The organism is Lishizhenia sp., assembly GCF_057456495.1.
On sequence record NZ_JBVCPV010000038.1, the window covers coordinates 1 to 18936 of the forward strand.

At 37.5% G+C, this 18936-nt stretch carries 20 protein-coding genes; 7 read left to right on the top strand and 13 right to left on the bottom strand.

Annotation, left to right across the window (positions count from 1 at the left end):
- Positions 1-231 precede the first annotated feature (231 nt).
- On the top strand, positions 232-627 hold the full coding sequence (locus AC22ZQ_RS04390; RefSeq protein WP_318957482.1) for a Fur family transcriptional regulator: 396 nt from the start codon (positions 232-234) through the stop codon (positions 625-627).
- Here the strand turns inward: AC22ZQ_RS04390 and AC22ZQ_RS04395 are convergent.
- From AC22ZQ_RS04395 to AC22ZQ_RS04410, 4 genes are all read right to left on the bottom strand, one after another.
- Complete coding sequence (locus tag AC22ZQ_RS04395; protein WP_318957483.1) at positions 624-1949, bottom strand: DNA recombination protein RmuC; 1326 nt, start codon at positions 1947-1949, stop codon at positions 624-626. The genes AC22ZQ_RS04390 and AC22ZQ_RS04395 overlap by 4 nt on opposite strands.
- Positions 1950-2036: 87 nt before the next feature.
- Positions 2037-3584 (bottom strand): protein adenylyltransferase SelO, encoded by a 1548-nt coding sequence (locus tag AC22ZQ_RS04400; RefSeq protein WP_318957485.1) that lies wholly within the window; start codon positions 3582-3584, stop codon positions 2037-2039.
- A gap of 205 nt (positions 3585-3789) precedes the next feature.
- Entirely contained in the window at positions 3790-5307 is a 1518-nt protein-coding gene (locus AC22ZQ_RS04405) for a sensor histidine kinase (RefSeq protein ID WP_318957486.1), read from the bottom strand.
- Positions 5308-5470: 163 nt separating this feature from the next.
- The gene (locus AC22ZQ_RS04410; protein ID WP_318957487.1) at positions 5471-6052 is read right to left on the bottom strand and encodes a methyltransferase domain-containing protein; all 582 of its coding nucleotides are present in this window, start codon (positions 6050-6052) and stop codon (positions 5471-5473) included.
- Positions 6053-6182: 130 nt separating this feature from the next.
- On the opposite strand from AC22ZQ_RS04410, the gene AC22ZQ_RS04415 reads away from it, so the two are divergent.
- The 4 genes from AC22ZQ_RS04415 to arsB are packed head-to-tail and all read left to right on the top strand — an operon-like array spanning position 6183 to position 8685.
- Positions 6183-6509, top strand: coding sequence for an ArsR/SmtB family transcription factor (locus AC22ZQ_RS04415; RefSeq protein WP_090249187.1), 327 nt, complete (start codon positions 6183-6185; stop codon positions 6507-6509).
- 43 nt (positions 6510-6552) lie between these two features.
- Positions 6553-7035, top strand: a complete 483-nt coding sequence (locus AC22ZQ_RS04420) for a DUF6428 family protein (RefSeq protein WP_318957488.1) — start codon at positions 6553-6555, stop codon at positions 7033-7035.
- Between the two features lie 11 nt (positions 7036-7046).
- Complete coding sequence (locus tag AC22ZQ_RS04425) at positions 7047-7631, top strand: arsenate reductase/protein-tyrosine-phosphatase family protein (protein ID WP_318957489.1); 585 nt, start codon at positions 7047-7049, stop codon at positions 7629-7631.
- 1 nt (position 7632) lies between these two features.
- Positions 7633-8685: an ACR3 family arsenite efflux transporter gene (gene arsB / locus AC22ZQ_RS04430; protein ID WP_318957490.1), complete on the top strand. Its 1053-nt coding sequence runs from the start codon at positions 7633-7635 to the stop codon at positions 8683-8685.
- A 162-nt stretch (positions 8686-8847) separates the two neighbouring features.
- Here the strand turns inward: arsB and AC22ZQ_RS04435 are convergent, their stop codons facing one another.
- The 9 genes from AC22ZQ_RS04435 to AC22ZQ_RS04475 form a co-directional block, all read right to left on the bottom strand.
- Positions 8848-10059 carry a metallophosphoesterase gene (locus tag AC22ZQ_RS04435; protein ID WP_318957491.1) on the bottom strand — a complete coding sequence of 404 codons (1212 nt, stop codon included), beginning with the start codon at positions 10057-10059 and terminating at the stop codon, positions 8848-8850.
- A 143-nt stretch (positions 10060-10202) separates the two neighbouring features.
- The gene (locus tag AC22ZQ_RS04440; RefSeq protein ID WP_318957492.1) at positions 10203-10619 is read right to left on the bottom strand and encodes a hypothetical protein; all 417 of its coding nucleotides are present in this window, start codon (positions 10617-10619) and stop codon (positions 10203-10205) included.
- 69 nt (positions 10620-10688) lie between these two features.
- Positions 10689-11246, bottom strand: coding sequence for a PhnA domain-containing protein (locus tag AC22ZQ_RS04445; protein ID WP_318957494.1), 558 nt, complete (start codon positions 11244-11246; stop codon positions 10689-10691).
- A 55-nt stretch (positions 11247-11301) separates the two neighbouring features.
- Positions 11302-11742, bottom strand: coding sequence for a hypothetical protein (locus tag AC22ZQ_RS04450; protein WP_318957495.1), 441 nt, complete (start codon positions 11740-11742; stop codon positions 11302-11304).
- A 65-nt stretch (positions 11743-11807) separates the two neighbouring features.
- Positions 11808-13190, bottom strand: a complete 1383-nt coding sequence (locus AC22ZQ_RS04455) for a TolC family protein (protein ID WP_318957496.1) — start codon at positions 13188-13190, stop codon at positions 11808-11810.
- The gene (locus tag AC22ZQ_RS04460; RefSeq protein WP_318957497.1) at positions 13187-14539 is read right to left on the bottom strand and encodes an HlyD family secretion protein; all 1353 of its coding nucleotides are present in this window, start codon (positions 14537-14539) and stop codon (positions 13187-13189) included. Before AC22ZQ_RS04460 ends, AC22ZQ_RS04455 begins: the two co-directional genes overlap by 4 nt.
- Before the next feature lies 1 nt (position 14540).
- A complete protein-coding gene (locus tag AC22ZQ_RS04465) occupies positions 14541-16211 on the bottom strand; it encodes a peptidase domain-containing ABC transporter (protein WP_318957498.1) in 1671 nt (556 codons plus the stop codon).
- 53 nt (positions 16212-16264) lie between these two features.
- Positions 16265-16585 carry a hypothetical protein gene (locus AC22ZQ_RS04470; protein ID WP_318957499.1) on the bottom strand — a complete coding sequence of 107 codons (321 nt, stop codon included), beginning with the start codon at positions 16583-16585 and terminating at the stop codon, positions 16265-16267.
- Positions 16582-17259 (bottom strand): TetR/AcrR family transcriptional regulator, encoded by a 678-nt coding sequence (locus tag AC22ZQ_RS04475; protein WP_318957500.1) that lies wholly within the window; start codon positions 17257-17259, stop codon positions 16582-16584. Before AC22ZQ_RS04475 ends, AC22ZQ_RS04470 begins: the two co-directional genes overlap by 4 nt.
- 248 nt (positions 17260-17507) lie before the next feature.
- On the opposite strand from AC22ZQ_RS04475, the gene AC22ZQ_RS04480 reads away from it, so the two are divergent.
- Positions 17508-18194: a T9SS type A sorting domain-containing protein gene (locus AC22ZQ_RS04480; protein WP_318957501.1), complete on the top strand. Its 687-nt coding sequence runs from the start codon at positions 17508-17510 to the stop codon at positions 18192-18194.
- Positions 18195-18202: 8 nt separating this feature from the next.
- Positions 18203-18936, top strand: a 734-nt coding sequence (locus tag AC22ZQ_RS04485; protein ID WP_318957502.1) for a cupredoxin domain-containing protein, incomplete at its 3' end; no start/stop codon positions are given.

The window sequence follows — 18936 nt, forward strand, 5'->3', positions numbered from 1 at the left end:
GACCTACACTATCAGTAACAACACCTGTTTCTAGCTCCAACACAAATACTTTTGCGAATGCAACGGGTAACTGCGTTTCAGCATCCATCACACTTCCCTGCAGTGATTGACATCTCACTATTCCAGAGAGAAATAAAAAAAGGGATATTACTGAAAAGGTTTTCATAAATTCTTTCTATTTTCGCAACAATGTTGCAAAAGTAGAATTAAACGCAACATTGTTGCAAGTTTATGGACGTTTTTTCAAAAAAAAATATCAGGCCCACGACATTTCGTAAAGAAATCGTCAACATATTCAATGCTAAAGATCACGCTATCACTAGTAAAGAGATAGAAGATGCTTTAGGAAAGCACGATAGAATTACACTCTACCGTACCCTTAAACTTTTTATTGAAAATGGTGTAATTCATGAAATCACGCTTCCGAATGAAGAAAAAACCTATGCCCTTTGTGAGGAAGAATGTGCAGATGGAGAACATCAACACGAGCATTTACACTTCAAATGTGAAGTTTGTGAACGCATTTATTGTATAGAATTGCCACAAGCTCCAAAGTTTGAGTTAGAGAATTTCATTATCAAATCTATGGAGATTAATTTGCGTGGAGTTTGTGACAATTGCAACTAAAGTAATTGAGTAGGTTCTTGATCTTCGTCTAAGTTGAGTTCTTTTATTTTTTTGAGTTTACTCAACATCATTTTAGTACGTGTTCCCACCAAAGTATCTAAGTCATCACTCGCGGCATTCAATTTCTTTTGTGCTTTCTCCAACACCCCGCCAAAAGTGTGGAATTCTTTTTTCACAGCTTCGAGTACTTTCCATACTTCAGAACTTCGCTTTTGAATGGCCAAGGTCTGGAAGCCCATTTGTAGTGAGTTTAACATGGCAGCCAGGGTCGTTGGTCCGGCAATGATAATTTTATACTCCCGTTGTAAAACAGCTATCAATTCCGGGTGTTTTACCACCTCAGCATACAAACCTTCCATGGGTAAAAAAATTACACCAAAGTCTGTTGTATTTGGAGGATCTAAATATTTATCGCTTACATCTTTGGCAAATTTCTTAATGGCATTGAGCAATGCCTTAGCAGCAGTATCAATTCCGACGGCATCTCCAACTTCATACGCTTGTTGCAAGCGCAAATAATCTTCTTGAGGAAATTTAGCATCAATGGGTAAGTAAACAGGATCCCCTCCTTGTTTTTTACCGGGAAGTTTAATCGCAAATTCTACGTGAGCTCCAGAATTCTTTTTGGTTTTTACATTGGCCTCATATTGCTCTGGTGCTAGGATTTGTTCTAAAATATTTCCCAATTGAATTTCGCCGAGTACACCGCGGGTTTTCACATTCGTCAACACACGTTTTAAATCACCTACACCATGCGCCAAACTCTGCATTTCTCCTAATCCCTTCTGCACCTTTTCTAAACGATCACTTACAATTTTAAAAGATTCTCCTAAGCGATTTTCTAGCGTTTTGTGCAACTTCTCATCCACGGTAACACGAATATTCTCCAATTGCTTTTCTGTAGCAACAACCAACTTTTCCTGTTTATCACTCATCTCCACAAATTTTTCTTTTTGAAGTTGTACCATTTGTGAAACCTGTTGTACAAAAACTTCACGGAATTCTTTCATCTGTGTATGATAGGTATCTCTCCCCTCTTTGGCATTCTCTTGCAAGACCTTTTCTAATCTATCCAAGCGTTGTTGCTGTTGATCTGCACTCAACTTTAATTGTTGCATGAGCTGATTTTGCAGCATTTCAACATTTGCTCTGAGTTCTTCCCTGTTCACCCTGAACTCTTGGAAAAGCTCTTTTCTATTCTCCTGAAGCTCTAGGTGCATTTTTCCCAAAGCTTCTTCATTTCCTTTCTGCTTTGAACGCAGCAAAAGAAGCAGGTTTAATACGAGAAGTACTCCTATTCCTATGCTTGTGATGTATTCCATAATTTGCCGTTTGTATGAAAATAAAAAAGCAGAACGTAATTTTCTTATGTTCTGCTTTAAATCTTATAATTCTTTAAAATCTTTTATCTAGCTACTGCAAGAAAGCATAGAGCAACCTACTTTATTGAGGGCCCAATCTGGACGTTTGGCGAACCACTTTTCATATTCCTCTTGTTCCTCATAAGGGTTTTGCAATAACTCAAACAACTCATTCACTAAGCTAAAATCATCTTTCTCTGCTGCTTCTATAGCCAATTGCGCCATGTAGTTGCGCAATACGTATTTCGGATTCACCGCATTCATCTTTTGTTTACGCACACTGGCAGCTTCTCCTTCTTGTAAAGTCAGAACCGCGTAATCTTTTAACCATGCTATCCAATCCTCTTTCAACGCTGTTATTTCATCTGCCTCTAAATAGCTATGTTTCGAAAGCTCTGAAAAATGGTCTTCCGGAGATTGATAATCGAATAAAGACAAACTTCTCCAGAACAAGGTCATATCCATACTACTTTTCTCTAAAAGTAAAAGTACCTTTTCTACCAATGCTGCGGCTTCATCACTACCGTAGCTAATTCCAAGTTTCTGGCAATACATTTTCTCACGCTGAACAAAGTAGCGTTTCTTGAATTGATTGAGAATATTTTCCAAAGGTTCAGCTTCGCCAATCAAAGGATAAATAGCGCTTCCCAATTTATTTAAATTCCACAGGGCTATCGCCGCCTGGTTTCCAAACCTATACCTTCTACCCTCAGCATCCGTGGTATTGGGTGTCCAATTTGGATCGAAGTCTTCTAACCATCCGTAAGGACCATAATCTATGGTTTCTCCTAAGATGGACATATTATCTGTATTCATTACGCCATGCACAAATCCAACACGCTCCCAATGAATAATCATAGCCAAGGTGCGCTCCATTAATTCTTGGAAGAAATTAACATATGTGGCTTGAGAAGGAGCTCCTAAATCGGGGTAATACTCTTCAATTACAAAATCCAATAATTTTTGCAGGTTTTCCTTCTCCCTGCGTGCCGCTAATATTTCGAAACTACCAAAACGGACAAAGGAAGAGGAGACTCTACACACAATTGCTCCAGGTTCTAATGCAGGGTTACCATTGTACAATACATCTCTCATCACTTGGTTTCCACTTAAACTAAGCGATAAAGCGCGAGTTGTGGGTACCCCTAAATGAAACATTGCCTCGCTACATAAATATTCTCTAATTGATGAACGTAAAACTGCTAAGCCATCTGCACTTCTAGAATAAGGTGTTGGTCCAGCACCTTTCAGTTGCAGAGTTTTCCCGCCTAAAGGAGTTTCAATTTCTGCAATATTAATAGCTCTCCCATCACCAAGTTGTCCGGCCCAATGCCCAAATTGGTGACCTCCATAACACATCGCATAAGGCCTTTGGTTGGGATAATCTTTCTGCCCACTAAATACTTCCTGCGCCTCTTCTTTCGAAAAATTCAAACCTAATTCATTCGCGAACTTTGTATTGTACTGTACCAAGCATGGTTGTTCAGGTTGTAAGGGTTGCACCCATGAAAAACAAGCGTCACTCACTTTGCGAATGTCGTTGGTCGTTTTTATATCTGCAGGTAATACTTGTGAAAAGAATTTCGTGTTTGTCATATAATATTGTCTCTACTACAAAGCTAAAGCTTATCTGCTAGAAAGAAAGGAAAATAGCGGCGAAACAAAAAAGCTGACTCCTGGTTAACAAGAGTCAGCTCAAAAGCAATTGAGTACATTTCACAGATTAAACGTTCTGCAAGCGTACTGGTATACTAAAGACGCTTCACACCCTAATATTGTTGCATGAACTTTGAATTCTTTTTTATAAATGAGAGCTGATGTCTTTAGCGATGGTAAAAGAAAAGGTTGATCCTTTACCTAGTTCAGATTCCACCCAAATTTCCCCGGCATGTAACTCCACTACACGTTTACTTTGTGCTAGTCCTATCCCAAGTCCTTCATATCTCCCTCTACCATGTAATCGAGAAAATAACTCAAAAATCTTTTGTTGGTTTTTTTCCTCAATACCAATACCGTTATCGGCTATTTTGAATAAATAGTAATCCCCTTGATCTTCACAGCTCACGTTAATCACGGGATGTTCATTTTCTTTGGAATACTTTATAGCATTACTCACCATGTTTTGTAAAAGCAATCTAAGTTCCAAGGGGTATGCCGTAAACACAGGCATTTTCCCTATGTTTAATTTGGCTTTATTATCTTTTATATACTGATGTAAATCGCGCTTAATTACCCGAAACAATTCATTAACATCAACGGTTTCGGGTGGGCTGTTGTAACCAATCTTTCCTTGAATTTGCAATTGATTCACCAGTTCATCCATTCTCTTCGCCGAATCTTTGATATAGGTAATAATTTGTTTGCCTCTATCATCTAAACCTTCGCTATACTTATCCTCAAAAATTTGAGTTAAACTAACCACTGAGCGAATTGGTTCTTTCAAATCATGAGAAACCAACGAAGTGTACTGCTCTAATAAATCGTTTTTGTCTTTCAAACTTTTCGTTTGAGAGCTTATCCCTCTTTGTAAATCTTCATTATAGGTTTTCAACTTTTGCTCCGACTTCTTTAAGCTTTTAAATATTTTGTCTTGCGAAAGAAATACAAACCAAAAAGCCACCACAAATGCTAAAAATCTCAATACGTGCCACGTCCACCAAGAAAAATCCCATACTTCTGACTGCTCAAACATCAAAGCTGCCATACCAAAAAGTGCGCAGTGAAGAAAAAACAGAAGGTCGTCTGTATTCCTTGTTTTACTATACGTCAAAATAAAACGCACCGATGATAAGAGTAAAAATATTCCACCCAATAAGTTCAATAGAATGGAAGTAATGGTAAACTTTCCTTCCTCCACCATAAGCGGAATTGCATCTACGTAGTAATAGGAAAGTCCTCCAATAACACAGGCAGCAAGCATTACAATGATCAAAAACTTATAATTCAACTTTTGATCTATGCGAAGAGGTAACCAGATGGAAAGAAAAAGTAAACCTCCCAAGAATGTAGCTAAACTATGAAACCATACAAATAGATTCCCCACCTCAGTAAGCGCATGAAAGGAATCAAACATGGCCATCAATATAAGCGCACCTGCAATACGTGCAGCGTACAAAGGGCCAATTCCGGCTTTACTCAAAGTGTAAATCCAATACGCTACAATGATTGCTAAAGATGACCCTGCGACCTCAATGGCCGTATGTACGGTTTCCATCACCCAAAACTTATCTTCATAAAATGAAGTAGCCAACCACCAGCCTATAATGTGTAATATTAAACTCACACCAATGATCGCCCATAAAACTTTAATATTATTCAAAAAAGTCTTTGGTCTTTCTACCGATGAGCCTGTTTTCAAGTTCGACAAACTATACGTATTTGATTAATCCTTCGCCACTTCACTCAAAGTTCTTTGCCTTGAGAGAAGACGAATTTAAGGAATTCAAGCCTTCGAATTGAATAAAATATTGAAATTTCTGATACTAAATCGGATTGCTAATCTCTGCCCAAACTTCCTTCCCTAGTCGAGGAGTAATGGAATCATTGGCTTTTTTGAATTCAACCTGTTGAAAAGCAGTTGAAAATAATTGATGGTAATCGTCGCTACAACCTCCAAAGGGCGGACCTTGCTTTTCAAACTCCGTATCAAAAAACAACCCAACTAACTTCCCCTCTGGCTTTATTAGCTCTTTCATTTTAGCCACATATTTCGGGCGCCATGTAGGATCGATAGCACAAAAGAAGGTTTGTTCTATAATTAAATCGAATTGCTGGTTTACGGCAAAAAAATCTCCTGTAATCAAATGCTTTTCAGGAAAATCGGGTACTCTTTCTTTAAAAGCCTCTATTGCACTTTGGGCAAAATCTAACACATATACATTTTTAAAACCTAATCTATGTGCATACTCTGCCTCATGAGCCCTACCTGCACCAGGAAATAAAATTTTCACATCCTTATTTTCTAAAGCATCTAAATAATTTTTAATGGGTGTAGAAACATTTCCAATGTCCCAACCTGTCTGATTTTCCTGATACCTGTTTTCCCAATATTGCGCGTCTAACATGTCCTTTTCTTTTCCTACAAAGTTAAAAAGGCAAGCTAATATTTATGTAACCTAAGTTGCCGTTTTCAAAAATTCACCTCCTTTTATTTTGTGGTCAATAATTAACATCGTAATATTGCAATATATAATTATGGGACTTACAAAAACAGATTTATTTACAGAAGAGCAAAACGAAATTGCAAACATGGCCAAAGTATTGGCTCACCCTGCTCGTATAGCCATTCTTCAGTATTTAATAAAAAGTGAACAGTGCATTAACTCTCACTTAGTAGATGAATTGGGATTAGCACAAGCAACCATTTCTCAGCATTTAAAAGAGTTAAAAAACATAGGACTCATCCAAGGAAACATAGAAGGTAAAGCCATGAATTACTGTATCAATACAGAAAATTGGAATGCTTTCAAAAACGCTCTTGGGTTCTTTTTCGAGAGTATAGAAACTAAAAAGTGCTGTTAAAAAAATTTGTCGGCACTCCTCATAATATTGCAATATAAAAGATATGAAATTACAAGAATTCAGAGCCTTATTAGGCACAAAAGAAAGATTAGGATTTGAACTACCTAACGGAGAATTGGTACCTGCTCACTTCCACGTAACAGAAGTTGGTAAAGTAGTAAAAAGCTTTATCGATTGCGGTGGAGTATTAAGAGACGAAACTGTGGTAAACTTCCAGTTGTGGGAGGCCGACGATTACGATCACCGTTTGCACCCAGAGAAATTAATTAACATCATTGATTTGGCAGTGGAGAAGTTAGGCTTACCTAACGCTGAAATAGAAGTAGAATACCAAGCGGGTACTATCGGTAAATTTGGAATTGAAACAAAAGGTGAAAACTTTGCCTTAACCAACAAATTAACCAACTGTTTGGCACCAGATAAGTGCGGAATTCCTGCATCTAAGCCAAAAATGAGCTTACAAGATTTAACGGCAACTAAAGAAGAAGCTTCTAGCTGTTGTTCACCAAGTTCTGGATGTTGTTAAAATCGTAAAAGATGTTTGAGAAAATAAAACAACTCATCAAAAACATAGAAAACAAGGAGGTCAAAAGTACAGACCTCCTTGACTTTTTACATACGCACAACACAGTAGAAAACCAACTCGTTTTTGTGTGTACTCACAATTCTAGAAGATCGCAATTGGGGCAAGTTTGGGCGCATGTTTTGGCGCATCATTTCCAGCTAAATATCAAAAGCTATTCTGCCGGAACTGAAGTTACCGAATGTAACCCGAGAACGATAGCAACTCTAAAAGCACAAGGATTCCAAATTCAAGCAGAAGAAGGTGAAAATCCTCTTTACAAAGTGTTTTTCGCTGAAGGTGTAGCTCCTATTGAATTATGGTCGAAAACCATAGACGATGACAGCCTACCCAAAGAAAACTTTGTAGCGCTTATGACCTGTGATCATGCAGATGAAAACTGTCCGTTTATTCCTGGAGCTTTGGCACGTATACCTTACCGTTACGAAGATCCTAAAGCTTTTGACGACACAGATTTAGAAGCAAAAATGTACCAAGAACGCAGTTTAGAAATCGCCCAAGACCTCCACACAATTTTCTCTCAACTTTCAAAGCAATAAAATGGAAGCTAAAATCGGATTTTTCGAAAAAAACTTAACCCTATGGGTAGCCATTTGTATAGTGGCAGGTGTAACACTCGGACATTTTTTCCAAGACGCCATCACTCCTATCGCTGAATTCAATATATCTACAGTAAACATCCCCGTAGCTATCTTAGTTTGGTTAATGATTTACCCCATGATGGTGCAAATCGACTTTGCGCAACTGGGGAGAGTAAACGAACACGTAAGGGGGTTGGGACTTACAGCCACAGTAAATTGGCTTATAAAACCCATCTCAATGGCTTTGGTGTCTTACTTTTTCTTTCATATAGTTTTCAATAATTGGTTGAGTCCAGAATTGGCTAATGAATACTTGGCGGGAGCTATCTTATTAGGTGCAGCTCCTTGTACAGCTATGGTTTTTGTTTGGTCTTACCTCACGAAAGGAAACGCCAATTACACCTTGGTACAAGTCGCACTGAACGATTTAATCCTTTTAGTCCTTTTCATTCCCATTGTAAGTTTTCTCTTTTACCTTTTTGGTATAGAGTTTACAAACACGGAAGGACAAGCACTAGACATTCCTTACGATGCCTTGTTTAGTTCTGTATTCATTTTTGTGGTATTGCCTTTGACTGCAGGATATTTCAGTCACAAAAGACTCATCAAGAAACGCGGTAAAGAATGGTTTGAGAATAAATTCTTAAAAGCCTTAAAACCACTTTCTATAGTCGCTCTTTTGGCTACTTTGGTATTGATTTTTGCCTTCCAAGGAGATAAAATCGTTAACGATCCATTTGCAATATTATTAATCGCCGTGCCTTTGGCTATTCAAACGTACTTCATCTTTTTCGCCAGTTGGTTTACGGGTAAATTCTTAAAACTTCCCCACCAAATTTGTGCTCCTTCCGCGCTTATCGGAAGCAGTAATTTCTTCGAATTAGCCGTGGCCGTGGCCATTTCTATTTTCGGTTTAAATTCAGGTGCAACCTTGGCAACGGTGGTAGGTGTACTCATCGAAGTTCCGGTAATGTTGAGCTTGGTAAGAATTGCGAACAAACACAAATATTAAGGACTTTTTTTTAGGCAAACAGCCGCGCTATCCATTTTAGTCGGTTTACCCTTAAAAACAAAACATAAAAACCCGCAGCTTCTAATGTCGCTGCGGGTTTTATTGTTTTATATCTTTTAAGTGCAGCACCTCGCTGCCATTACTATCGCTGTTTGAATTGAGTTATGCTTGTTCCAACTCTATCACCGTAATTTCAGGTAATATTCCTACTCTACCTGCAAAACCTAGGAATCCAAATCCGCGGTTCACGTAAAGATTTTGTTCTCCTTCCGTATAAAGTCCTGCCCATTGTTTGTAGATGTATTTAGACGGACTCCATTTGAAATCACCTATTTCTACCCCCATTTGTGTTCCGTGCGTGTGACCCGACAAAGTCAAGTGTACCTTCTTAGGGAAATCTTTTATTTGCGCATCCCAGTGCGTTGGATCGTGCGACATTAAAATGTTAAACTCTCCGTCATTTACACCTTCGTAAGCCTTATGAATATCACCGCGTTGTATAAAACCTGTCCCCCAGTTTTCTACTCCAACCAATTTAATTTGTTCGCCGTCTTTGCTGAGGGTAACATTTCTGTTGTGTAACATTTCAAAACCAGCATCTTGGTGATTCTTACTTACATCTATCACACTTTGCTGAACAATGGCTTGATCTGCCCTTCCACGCCCATGTATAGCATAATCGTGATTTCCGAGTACGGCATACTTACCAAAAGGAGCACTAAGATTCTTCAATAAATGATTGTAAGGCAAGATCTCCTTAGCGTCAGAATTCACAATATCACCGGTAAAAAGGATCAAATCAGCATTTTGCTCTTGCATTAAATCTACTCCCCTTTTCACACTTTCCAAGGAGTCAAAAGAACCCGAGTGAAAATCAGAAAACTGTACAATTTTAAATCCGTGAAAAGCTTTGGGCAAGTCTTTCGCGGCAAGTTTTACCTTGTGAATTTTGTAGGCATATTTCCCTTTGGTTATTCCATATAAAAAAGAAGCAAAAGGTATCGCAGCTAAACCTAACCCCGCCATTTTAATGAACCTTCTACGTTCCGTTACCAGTTCTACAGTTTCTTTACGCGTAAACTTCTCACCTATCCAATTAAAGAAAATCAAAACATCATCTAAAAAGAATACCGCACTCATTAAAAGTTCTACGATTGTAAACGTAAACATCAAAGCACTAAAGAAATTACTCCAAAAACTAGGAGCACCTCCTTGAGTAAACAATCTGTAAAACACTGCTACACCAATGAAAAACACCAGCGCCGAAACGGCAAAATAAGATCGTGTAAACCAAAGCGATAAACTCGCTTGATACATTCCTCTATAAACGTAGAGCTTTAATAAAAAAAGCAATACTAATATTATTGTAATCACAACCCCAACCGACATTTTCACTTGATAAATTTTGGTAGCTGAAAATTAGTGCAATTTGAAAGAACCTAGATGTTTGTGCACGACATAAAACAAAAAAGTCACCCCAAACGGAGTGACTTTTATATCTTTTACTTGCTCTGTACTTAAAACTTATCGTTCCAAGGAGGAAGTTCATTGTGCATGTCAAAATACTCTTGCATCACTCTTCCCTTTACAAAGTTCGGTATATCAAAAAATTCTTTATCCGAAGTTACAAACCAATACACGCGGTAAGAATCTGCATTATTTTTTGCAAACTGTTCTTCAAACACCTCTTGCATATCACAAGCTGCATTTTTTTTGTTGAACAAACTTTTCAAGGTGTTTTTTCCATAACTCCCTTGTTTATCTACTTCTCCGGAAGAGGCGATAAAAACAAAATTCTCTTTTCCACCTACAATACTGTAAACAGAAATTACTCCAGGTTCATTGGGTAGGTCATCTACAACTACATCTAGATCATCAAAATCATGCAAGTCAAATTCACCTTGCTCAACGTAGTTTTCTAATTCTTCAATCATTTTTTACTTCTAAATTTGTTTCGAAAATACTAAAAAAGTATTTGCATCAAACAAATATTTACGATTTGATTATTTCTTAACGTACTGAGTCAGAATTACTATGCGTTGTCCTTCTACCTTACCCTCAATATGCTCCGGGTTATCTTGTACCAGCGTAATATTTCTTACTGCTGTTCCACGTTTTGCTGTAAAACCACCCCCTTTAACTTTCAAGTCTTTGATCAATACAACAGAGTCACCATTTTCTAAAACAGCACCATTACTATCCACGTGTTTCACTGCATTTTCATCCTCAACACCTTCTTTGGCCCAAGTCAATACATCATCTTCTAGGTAAATCATGTCAATCAAATCCATTGGCCAACCTTCACCTTTCAATTGGTGTAACATGCGGTAAGCTATTACCTTCACGGCATCTACTTCGCTCCACATGGCATCATTCAAACATCTCCAGTGATTACCATCCACTTCTGCTGCACCTGTTAATTGATCATTACAAGTAGAACATAGGTGAACATTTCCATTAATATCATTGGCATCTTTCGGTGCAACAGTATATATAGCAGTAGCTTCAGCTCCACAAATCTCACAGTTTCCGTTGCTGCGCTTTGTTAATTCTTTTTTCATGATAGTGCGTGTGTTTTTTTGCAAAGAAAGTAAATCTTTGAGCGAATTACCAGTTTCACCTCACTCTTAGCATTTTAAAACGCAAAGTATCATCGTCTCCATACACTAACGCACCTATAGAATCTGCACTGATTTTGTAATGAATATACTTTGGAAAACTATTGTCTAAATTTTCTGCTAGGAACTCCTTTTCTGAAAAATAATTGATCTTAAAACTCGTCGGATCTGGATTTACATCTTCAACTAAATAGAAAAGTTCACCCTCAATTTCTTTCAATTCCAAATGCTCCGTAAAAACCAACCTCCCCTCTCTAAAGCGTTGACCTTCACCTAAAAACTGATTTCCTTTCTCATACCACTTCTCTTTAAAAAAGAGTTCTCCTTGGTCATTTCTTATTTCCCAAGTCCCCGAAAGGTTTTCTTTTAATTGTGTCAATGGAGCATTCTCACAGCTCATCAAAACGAACACAAGAAAGGTATAAAGTAAAGCGCGCATTTTATTTTAAAGATATATAAAAGCGCTTAAGTAAACACTTTCTAAATCCTACTAGTTTAGACCCATTACAAATTACAGCGAACATAGTCTAACTGAGCTTTGAGCATATTTCTGGTGTAGTATAATTCGATTAATTTAATTCTCGCCGCTAACAAATTCTGATCTCTGGTATTGATTAAAAATTGAGAAGATTCGCCGGCATCAAAAAGGCTCTGTTCCGCATCCAACAAAGATTGATACATTTCTACAGCACGCTCTTGCACAGCTATCTGCTGGATGGTATTGTTCAATGAATTTTGTACACTTTCAATTTTGTAAGACAACTGCGTTTTTTTCAACAACAGCTTACTTTCTTGTGTCTCCAGTTTAATTTCATTCAGCTTTACATTGGCTCTTTCCTTTCGCGTGAAGATAGGATAAGCAAAGGTCGCCCCCCACTTATAATTATTCAAGGTGTAATCCTGAAGAATTCCATTTCCGGTTTGATCACCCAAGGCATTATACTTCACTTCAAATTTTGGCTTTAACGCTTCCCTTTTCATGCGGGTATCTATCATCACACCTCTAATGTCATTCTGAAACAGCAAGATTTCCGGATGCGTGTCAACGGTATTTTCTAGGTCTACCAGAGCAGGTTGTGCCACAGAATTTAACGCTGGGACTTGTAAACTATCCACCTCTAAAGGCAAAAATCCATCTTGCCACAAGTAGGTGTTTAACCAAATACGTTTGTTGGTGAGTTCCACTTCTGCCTGCATAAATTTCAGCTTTCTATCTTGTACCTGAATACTCGCCTTAAGCGTATCAACGGCGGGAATATCTCCATATTTAACGCTCTCTCTTAAATTGATTAACCTTACCTGAACCAAAGATAGATTGTCTTCCAATAAATTGCGTTTTGTATAGGCTTTGTACCAATCAAAATAGGCCTGAGCAGCTTGTAGCTTTAACTCATTGAGCATTAACTTTTGTTCCTGAACCGTATTTTGTTGCATTAACTTGGCCTGTTTCAAATCCGCTCTTCGCTGATCTATAAACAAACCTTGCCCTAAGTTGACAGCAATCCCGGCATTCCACAGTCCTAAATCGGGCGTATAACTTTCTTCATTTAAGCGGTACCCCATGTTATTGTCATACCCTGCCATTAACTCAATACCAAACCAAGTAGGAACCTTTAACCCACCGTGCAAATAACTATAATACTGTTTGCCATCGTAGTATTTTTGTTGGGCATCTCCCAACAGTTTTGGATCAAAGCCACCTCTCCCTTTTTGCAAATAAGCATCACCACTTTCCAACTTTAATTGCGCCTGATAGGCCATTGGATGATGTTGCATGACAACATTCATATACTCCTCATAACTGAAGGTATTTGAGCTATCTTGAAGTTGAGTTTGCGCCACCAGCAAAAAAGGAAACAACAAACCAATACATATTAATTGCTTCATTTTTTCGCTTTTTTATCTTTTTGTTCTTTGGCTTTGTAATATTCTGGTGGGAAGCCATTCACATTACGCCAGAGTTCGTACCAAACAGGAACGTCTCCTAATAAAATTAAATTGGATGCTCCAGAACCTACTCTAAGTGCATCTGGCCAAGGAATCTTATCGGGGTCTTGCATCACTAACACCCTATATTTTCCATTGGAAGAAATAAATTGATCGATAGCGTATATCTTCCCACTATAGGTACCGTGCGATGCATTGGGCCATCCTGAGAAAATAATCGCAGGCCAACCATCAAACTGTATACGCACCTCCTCGCTGACCTGAATCAAAGGTAAATCAATAGGCTCTACATAGAGTTCTAAGGCCAATTCATAATCCATAGGCATGAAAGAAAGAATTTCTTCCCCTTCCTTAATGATTTCTCCTATCCCGTAGGTAGCCGTTTTAGTGATGTAACCATTTTGAGGAGCGGTAATGAAGTACAATCCATTTCTAAATTGATAATTACTGTAGGTATTTTCTAATTTATTTACACTTCCCTCTGCCTCATTTTGTTGAGTTAAGGTAGAAATTCGTTCTGATTGCAACTTGTTCAAATCACTTTGAAACTTTACTTGTATGTTGTTCAAATTGATACGAAGATTCGTTACTTCATTTTTTGCATTTAACCATTTGTTCCTTGCAGATAAGGCATAGGCTTGCGTCTGTTGAAGTTTTAATTTTCTTTGTTCAAAATCGTATTTAGACTTTAACCCTTGACGGTACAAACTATCCATACGATTGAATTGCTGCTGCGCAATTGCATAATTCGTTGCTTCTGCCGTGGCGTTAATACTATCGTTTTGCACCTTCAAAATGGCCTGTTGCAACTTGTTTTCCGCTTGTGACAAACTCAAATCTCTTTGCGCCTTTAGCACTGCCATTTGCTGATCAATCAACTTAACTTTATCGCCATAGTTAGTAGCAGATTTCTTTTTAAGATCTACTTGGTTTTTTGTACGATTTAATAATTTTTCATCGAAGTAAGCATCTTTAATTTCTTTAATTTTCAAGATGGTATCACCTTTCGATACAAAATCACCCTCTTGTACAAACCATGTTTCTACCTGACCTCCGATCACAGAATTCAATCGCTGTGGTCTATGCTCTGGTTTTAAAGTTGTGACAAACCCTTCAGATCTTATGGTTTGTGTCCACGGTAAAAAAGAGGTGATGATTACAACAATAAACAAAGACAAAAGTATACTTCTAAGTACTTTACTCGTTGTTTTCGCCTCTACGTTAACCAAAGTAGAATAATTCCCTTTTCTAACGTGCTTATATACTTTGTTATGAGAAATATTTAACATCTTACTTCAGGTCTTTAATTGATTTATCCTTCACTTCTAGAACGCGATCCATCATACTTCTAATTTCTATAGAATTAGAAACCATAATCAAGGTCCAACCATTTTCTTTGTTGGTTAAAAACTTTACAATTTCTAACTTCTCCGCTTCACCCATTGAAGAAAACACATCCTTCAACAAGAGTAATTTCGGACGATCTACTATCGTTCTAGCCAATAATAATTTATCTACAACACCTTTAGAAAATTGTTTGCCCTGCGGAGATATTTGCGTAGACAATCCATCCGGCAAGGATTTTATATAACGCGTTAAGCCCACATTCTTCAATGCCCACTTCACATTTTCCATGGTCGCTCTATCCCTACCCATTGTAATGTTTTCCAAAACTGTACCCTCAAACAAAGTTTCGTTTAAGAATAAAGCCCCCATAGATTCTCTTAACTTTTGTGGATTGTAATTACGCGCAGGTAATTCATTCAATATCAAACTACCTTGGATAGGAAGGTAAAGATTGGATATCAAATACAACAATGTAGATTTCCCCTCATTAGAAGCCCCCGTTAACAATACGTTGGAACCTCCTTCGATGCGAAGGTTTAGGTTTTTAATCACCAACTCCTTTTCATAAGGGTAAGAAAAAGATACATCCTTTACTTCCACGGACATTCCTCCTTCACATTCCTCCTCTTCAACGCTCATCCCGATGTTTGATTCTAACTCTAAATCTGTCACCTGAGCTATCTTTTCAATAGAAGCCAATAGGTCATAAATAGTCTCTAAACTTTGGATAATTTTCTCTACAGATCCCATTACCAAAAGAATAATGATTTCTGCCGCAACGAATTCTCCAATATTCATTTGCTGTTCCATTACTAAAACAGAACCAACGATTAACAAACCTGCAGCTACCAACACCTTAAAGGCTACCATGAGTATGTATTGCAACTTTAAAATTCTAAAGTGCTGATCTCTCGAATCGATATACTCTTCGGTGTAATTATTCACCCTACGCATAGGTAACTCTGCATTACCGGCCAATTTAAAACCTATACTCGAGCGCGCCATCTCTTCTAACCAGTGCACTACGGTATATTTGTGTTTAGATTCTGTTAAACTTGTTGATAAGCCTTTTGCACTTGTTAATTTAAAAATGGCGTACACTAAAACTACCAACACCATACTATAAACAATAAAGAAGGGATGGTATAAACACAAGAGTATTAAACCAAATATAGTTTGAATAGATGCCGTAGAGAAATCAATCAATACTTTAGAAAGTCCCTTTTGAACAGCTACCACATCGAAAAACCTGTTCATCAATTCAGGTGCATAATGTCTATAAATTGCCTCAAGTTTTACGCGAGGCACACGGTAGGCAAACTCAAAAGCGGCTCTTGTAAAAATCTTTTGTTGCAAATTCTCTGTAATCTTTAATTGATTAATTTGAAGAATTCCAGAAAAGATAATCCCCAGTATTACAAAAGAGACAAGTACAACCCAGGAAGTGGTCATTTGCCCCCCTTGTATTAAGTTGATTATTGCTTGTATACCAACAGGCAGAGACAAACTCACCAACCCATTAAAGAAGGCGTAAACGTAAATATTTCTTATTTCTTTCCCATCAGGTTTTAACAATAACCAAAATCTGTTGATGGGACTCAAAGTTCTCTTCATAGTATGTTTCAAAAGTTAAATTTAGGGCAGGCGGGATCAGGCTTTAATGCAAATTAAAGCTCTGGAGGTGGTGTAGTGGGCAAGTAATTCATACTATTGGGTAGTAACAGTGCCATTTCTTTCATCGCTTGTTCATCGCCTTCGAATACAGCGGGAATTGCAAGCGTATTTTCACTAAAGAGTTCCTCCTCCAAATCAAACGACGGGATTTCTTCACCATCCACATCTTCTCCTGTTTGTTCTATTAAAAAGCTAAGCTTTCCATCTTCGGAAACGGTGGTGAAGCCTATATTTAAGAAAATAAAAAAGCCCATGAACAACAGAATGAATCCACTGCGCAATAAAAATCTGTATGTCAAATCTTCTTTTCTCAAGCTTCTATTTCTTTAAATACGAGGTCTAAATAAAAATCACTAATCGCATCCTCCCCTTCAATCACATCGGTAAGTTTGGGCAAATGCTCTGCAAAATAACGTTGATGTTGAGCTCCTCCGATAACCGTGGAAACCAACATGTGTGGATACTTGAAGTTTGGATTCACATCCAACACCAAATCTGCCACACCTTGTACAACATCTTTGTATTGCTTAAAATAGCCCATTTCATTTTCATGGTCAACCGCTTTGCTAAAATAAGCTTTCCCTGATTCCGAAATAACTATGCGTTGAAGTTTTTCTTCATCAACTTGAGAGAACGTTGTATCAATTACAGTTTTTTCTACTAAAACTTTCAAGGCTTTTTTCAGTCGCTCTCTCGGGTCTTCCACGTTTGTGGTCGCCAAAATTAACCTGTACTCTTGCCAACCCCAATACCAAAGTATAAGGTAAACCAATAAATTATGCTTTGAGGTAAAATATCGATAGATGGATGCTTCCGTGGATGAAATGGCCTTGGCTAATTTTTTAAATGTGAAATCTTCAAATCCCTTTTCATCTATCATATCAATAGCACCTGAGACAATTTTCTTCCCCAGAGCTGACGAATCAGGCTGTTTTAAATAAACCTTTTCGCTAACTTGAATTGATATTTTTCCTTTAAAGCCTTCCATATTAATTATACGAGCACTTACAAATATAATAGTATTACTATCATTTTGTATTAAAAAACTATTAAATCTATTTTTAAGTCGTTAATTGACAAAGCATGATAGACTTCAAAAAATACAAACTGTTCCCCCATTAGGTCAAAAGAGAAATTTGTAAAATTCACAGATAGGACTCCAACTATATTGAAAACATCCTTTTTTACACCTTCAAAAAAAATTTACCTTAGAAACGCAAACTATAAAACATTAAAATGAAGAACTTCTACTTAACATTGCTTACACTAGTCTTATCAATTACCACTAACGCTCAAGACTTTATATACCCAATTGAACAACACTGGGTAGCTACCGTACAAAACCCAAATTTCGAAGGCTATGATATTGACATCAATACACCTTCTCCCGAAGCTATTCAATATAATTGGGAATTAGTTTCGAACACACTTCCGGCATCTTGGAGTTATTCTTTATGCGATTATGGAGGTTGTGCTGTTGGGATTCCAGCAAGCGGATCTATGTCACCTATAACCCAATCTGAAGCTCAAAACGGTGTAACCGGATGGTTTAAATTGAATTTAACCACGGGTTCAAATGCGGGATCGGGTAAAGTAGAAATTTATGTATACGATGCCAATGATCCAACGCGAGGAGATACTGTATCATGGGAAATTTCTTGGGATCCTCAAACCGCTAGCGTTGACCAGACAGATTTAGTTGACTTTTCTATTTTCCCTAACCCAACAAATGACAAATTCTCCATTAAAGGTAAAGGTACTTATACTGCCCAGGTTTTTAACAGTCTAGGTGAAGAGGTTTTATTCATTGAAGGAAATGAAGAATCTTTGGTAGATGTTTCAACTTTAAAAAAGGGAGTATACATCGTCGCTATTAAAACATCAGACAACGAAGTAATATCAAAAAGATTAGTGATTAAATAATTCTGTTTATGAATATTAATAAGCTTGCGAAGAGTCTAGTACTCTTCGCTTTTTGCATTGTGGGCTTCCAACAATCCTATGCTGCTGTAATCGAGGATACTTTATATATTAATAGAGGTGAAATGACCACTGTTGATAACACGAACATTCCATATTTTGCATTTAACTCTTCCTCCGTTTTTTCAAATGAAAACGAACGATTGATAATGAACATGGGAGACCAAATGGTTTTGACAGTTATAAACACAGATAGCGTATCTCATGGCTTTGATATAAAGGACATATCCAATATAGCCACCCTAATTGCACCAGATGATACAGCCACTATTTCTTTTACTTATCAAGATTTTGGTGCACACATTTACTATGACCATAGTCTTTCGGAAGCCTACAGATATATGGGTTTAGGAGGAATGATTGTCGTAAAAAATCCTAGCTCTTCAGCAAGTAGTTTTTATTGGAACATGAAAGAGCATCAAAGTGCATACAACGAATCCTTAAATCAAGGTACATCCGTTGATTGGAATGCATACTACCCTGATTATTTCACCATTAACGGAAAAAGTAACCCTCACATCAACAACGATTCGAATGCTAGAGTTATCGGTAATATGGGAGATACAATCTTGATATACATGGTCAATACAGGACAGTCCTTACATTCAATCCACTTCCATGGATACCATTTAACGATAAAATCATCCACAAAATTCCCCAATCACGTAGGAAGATCTAAAGACAC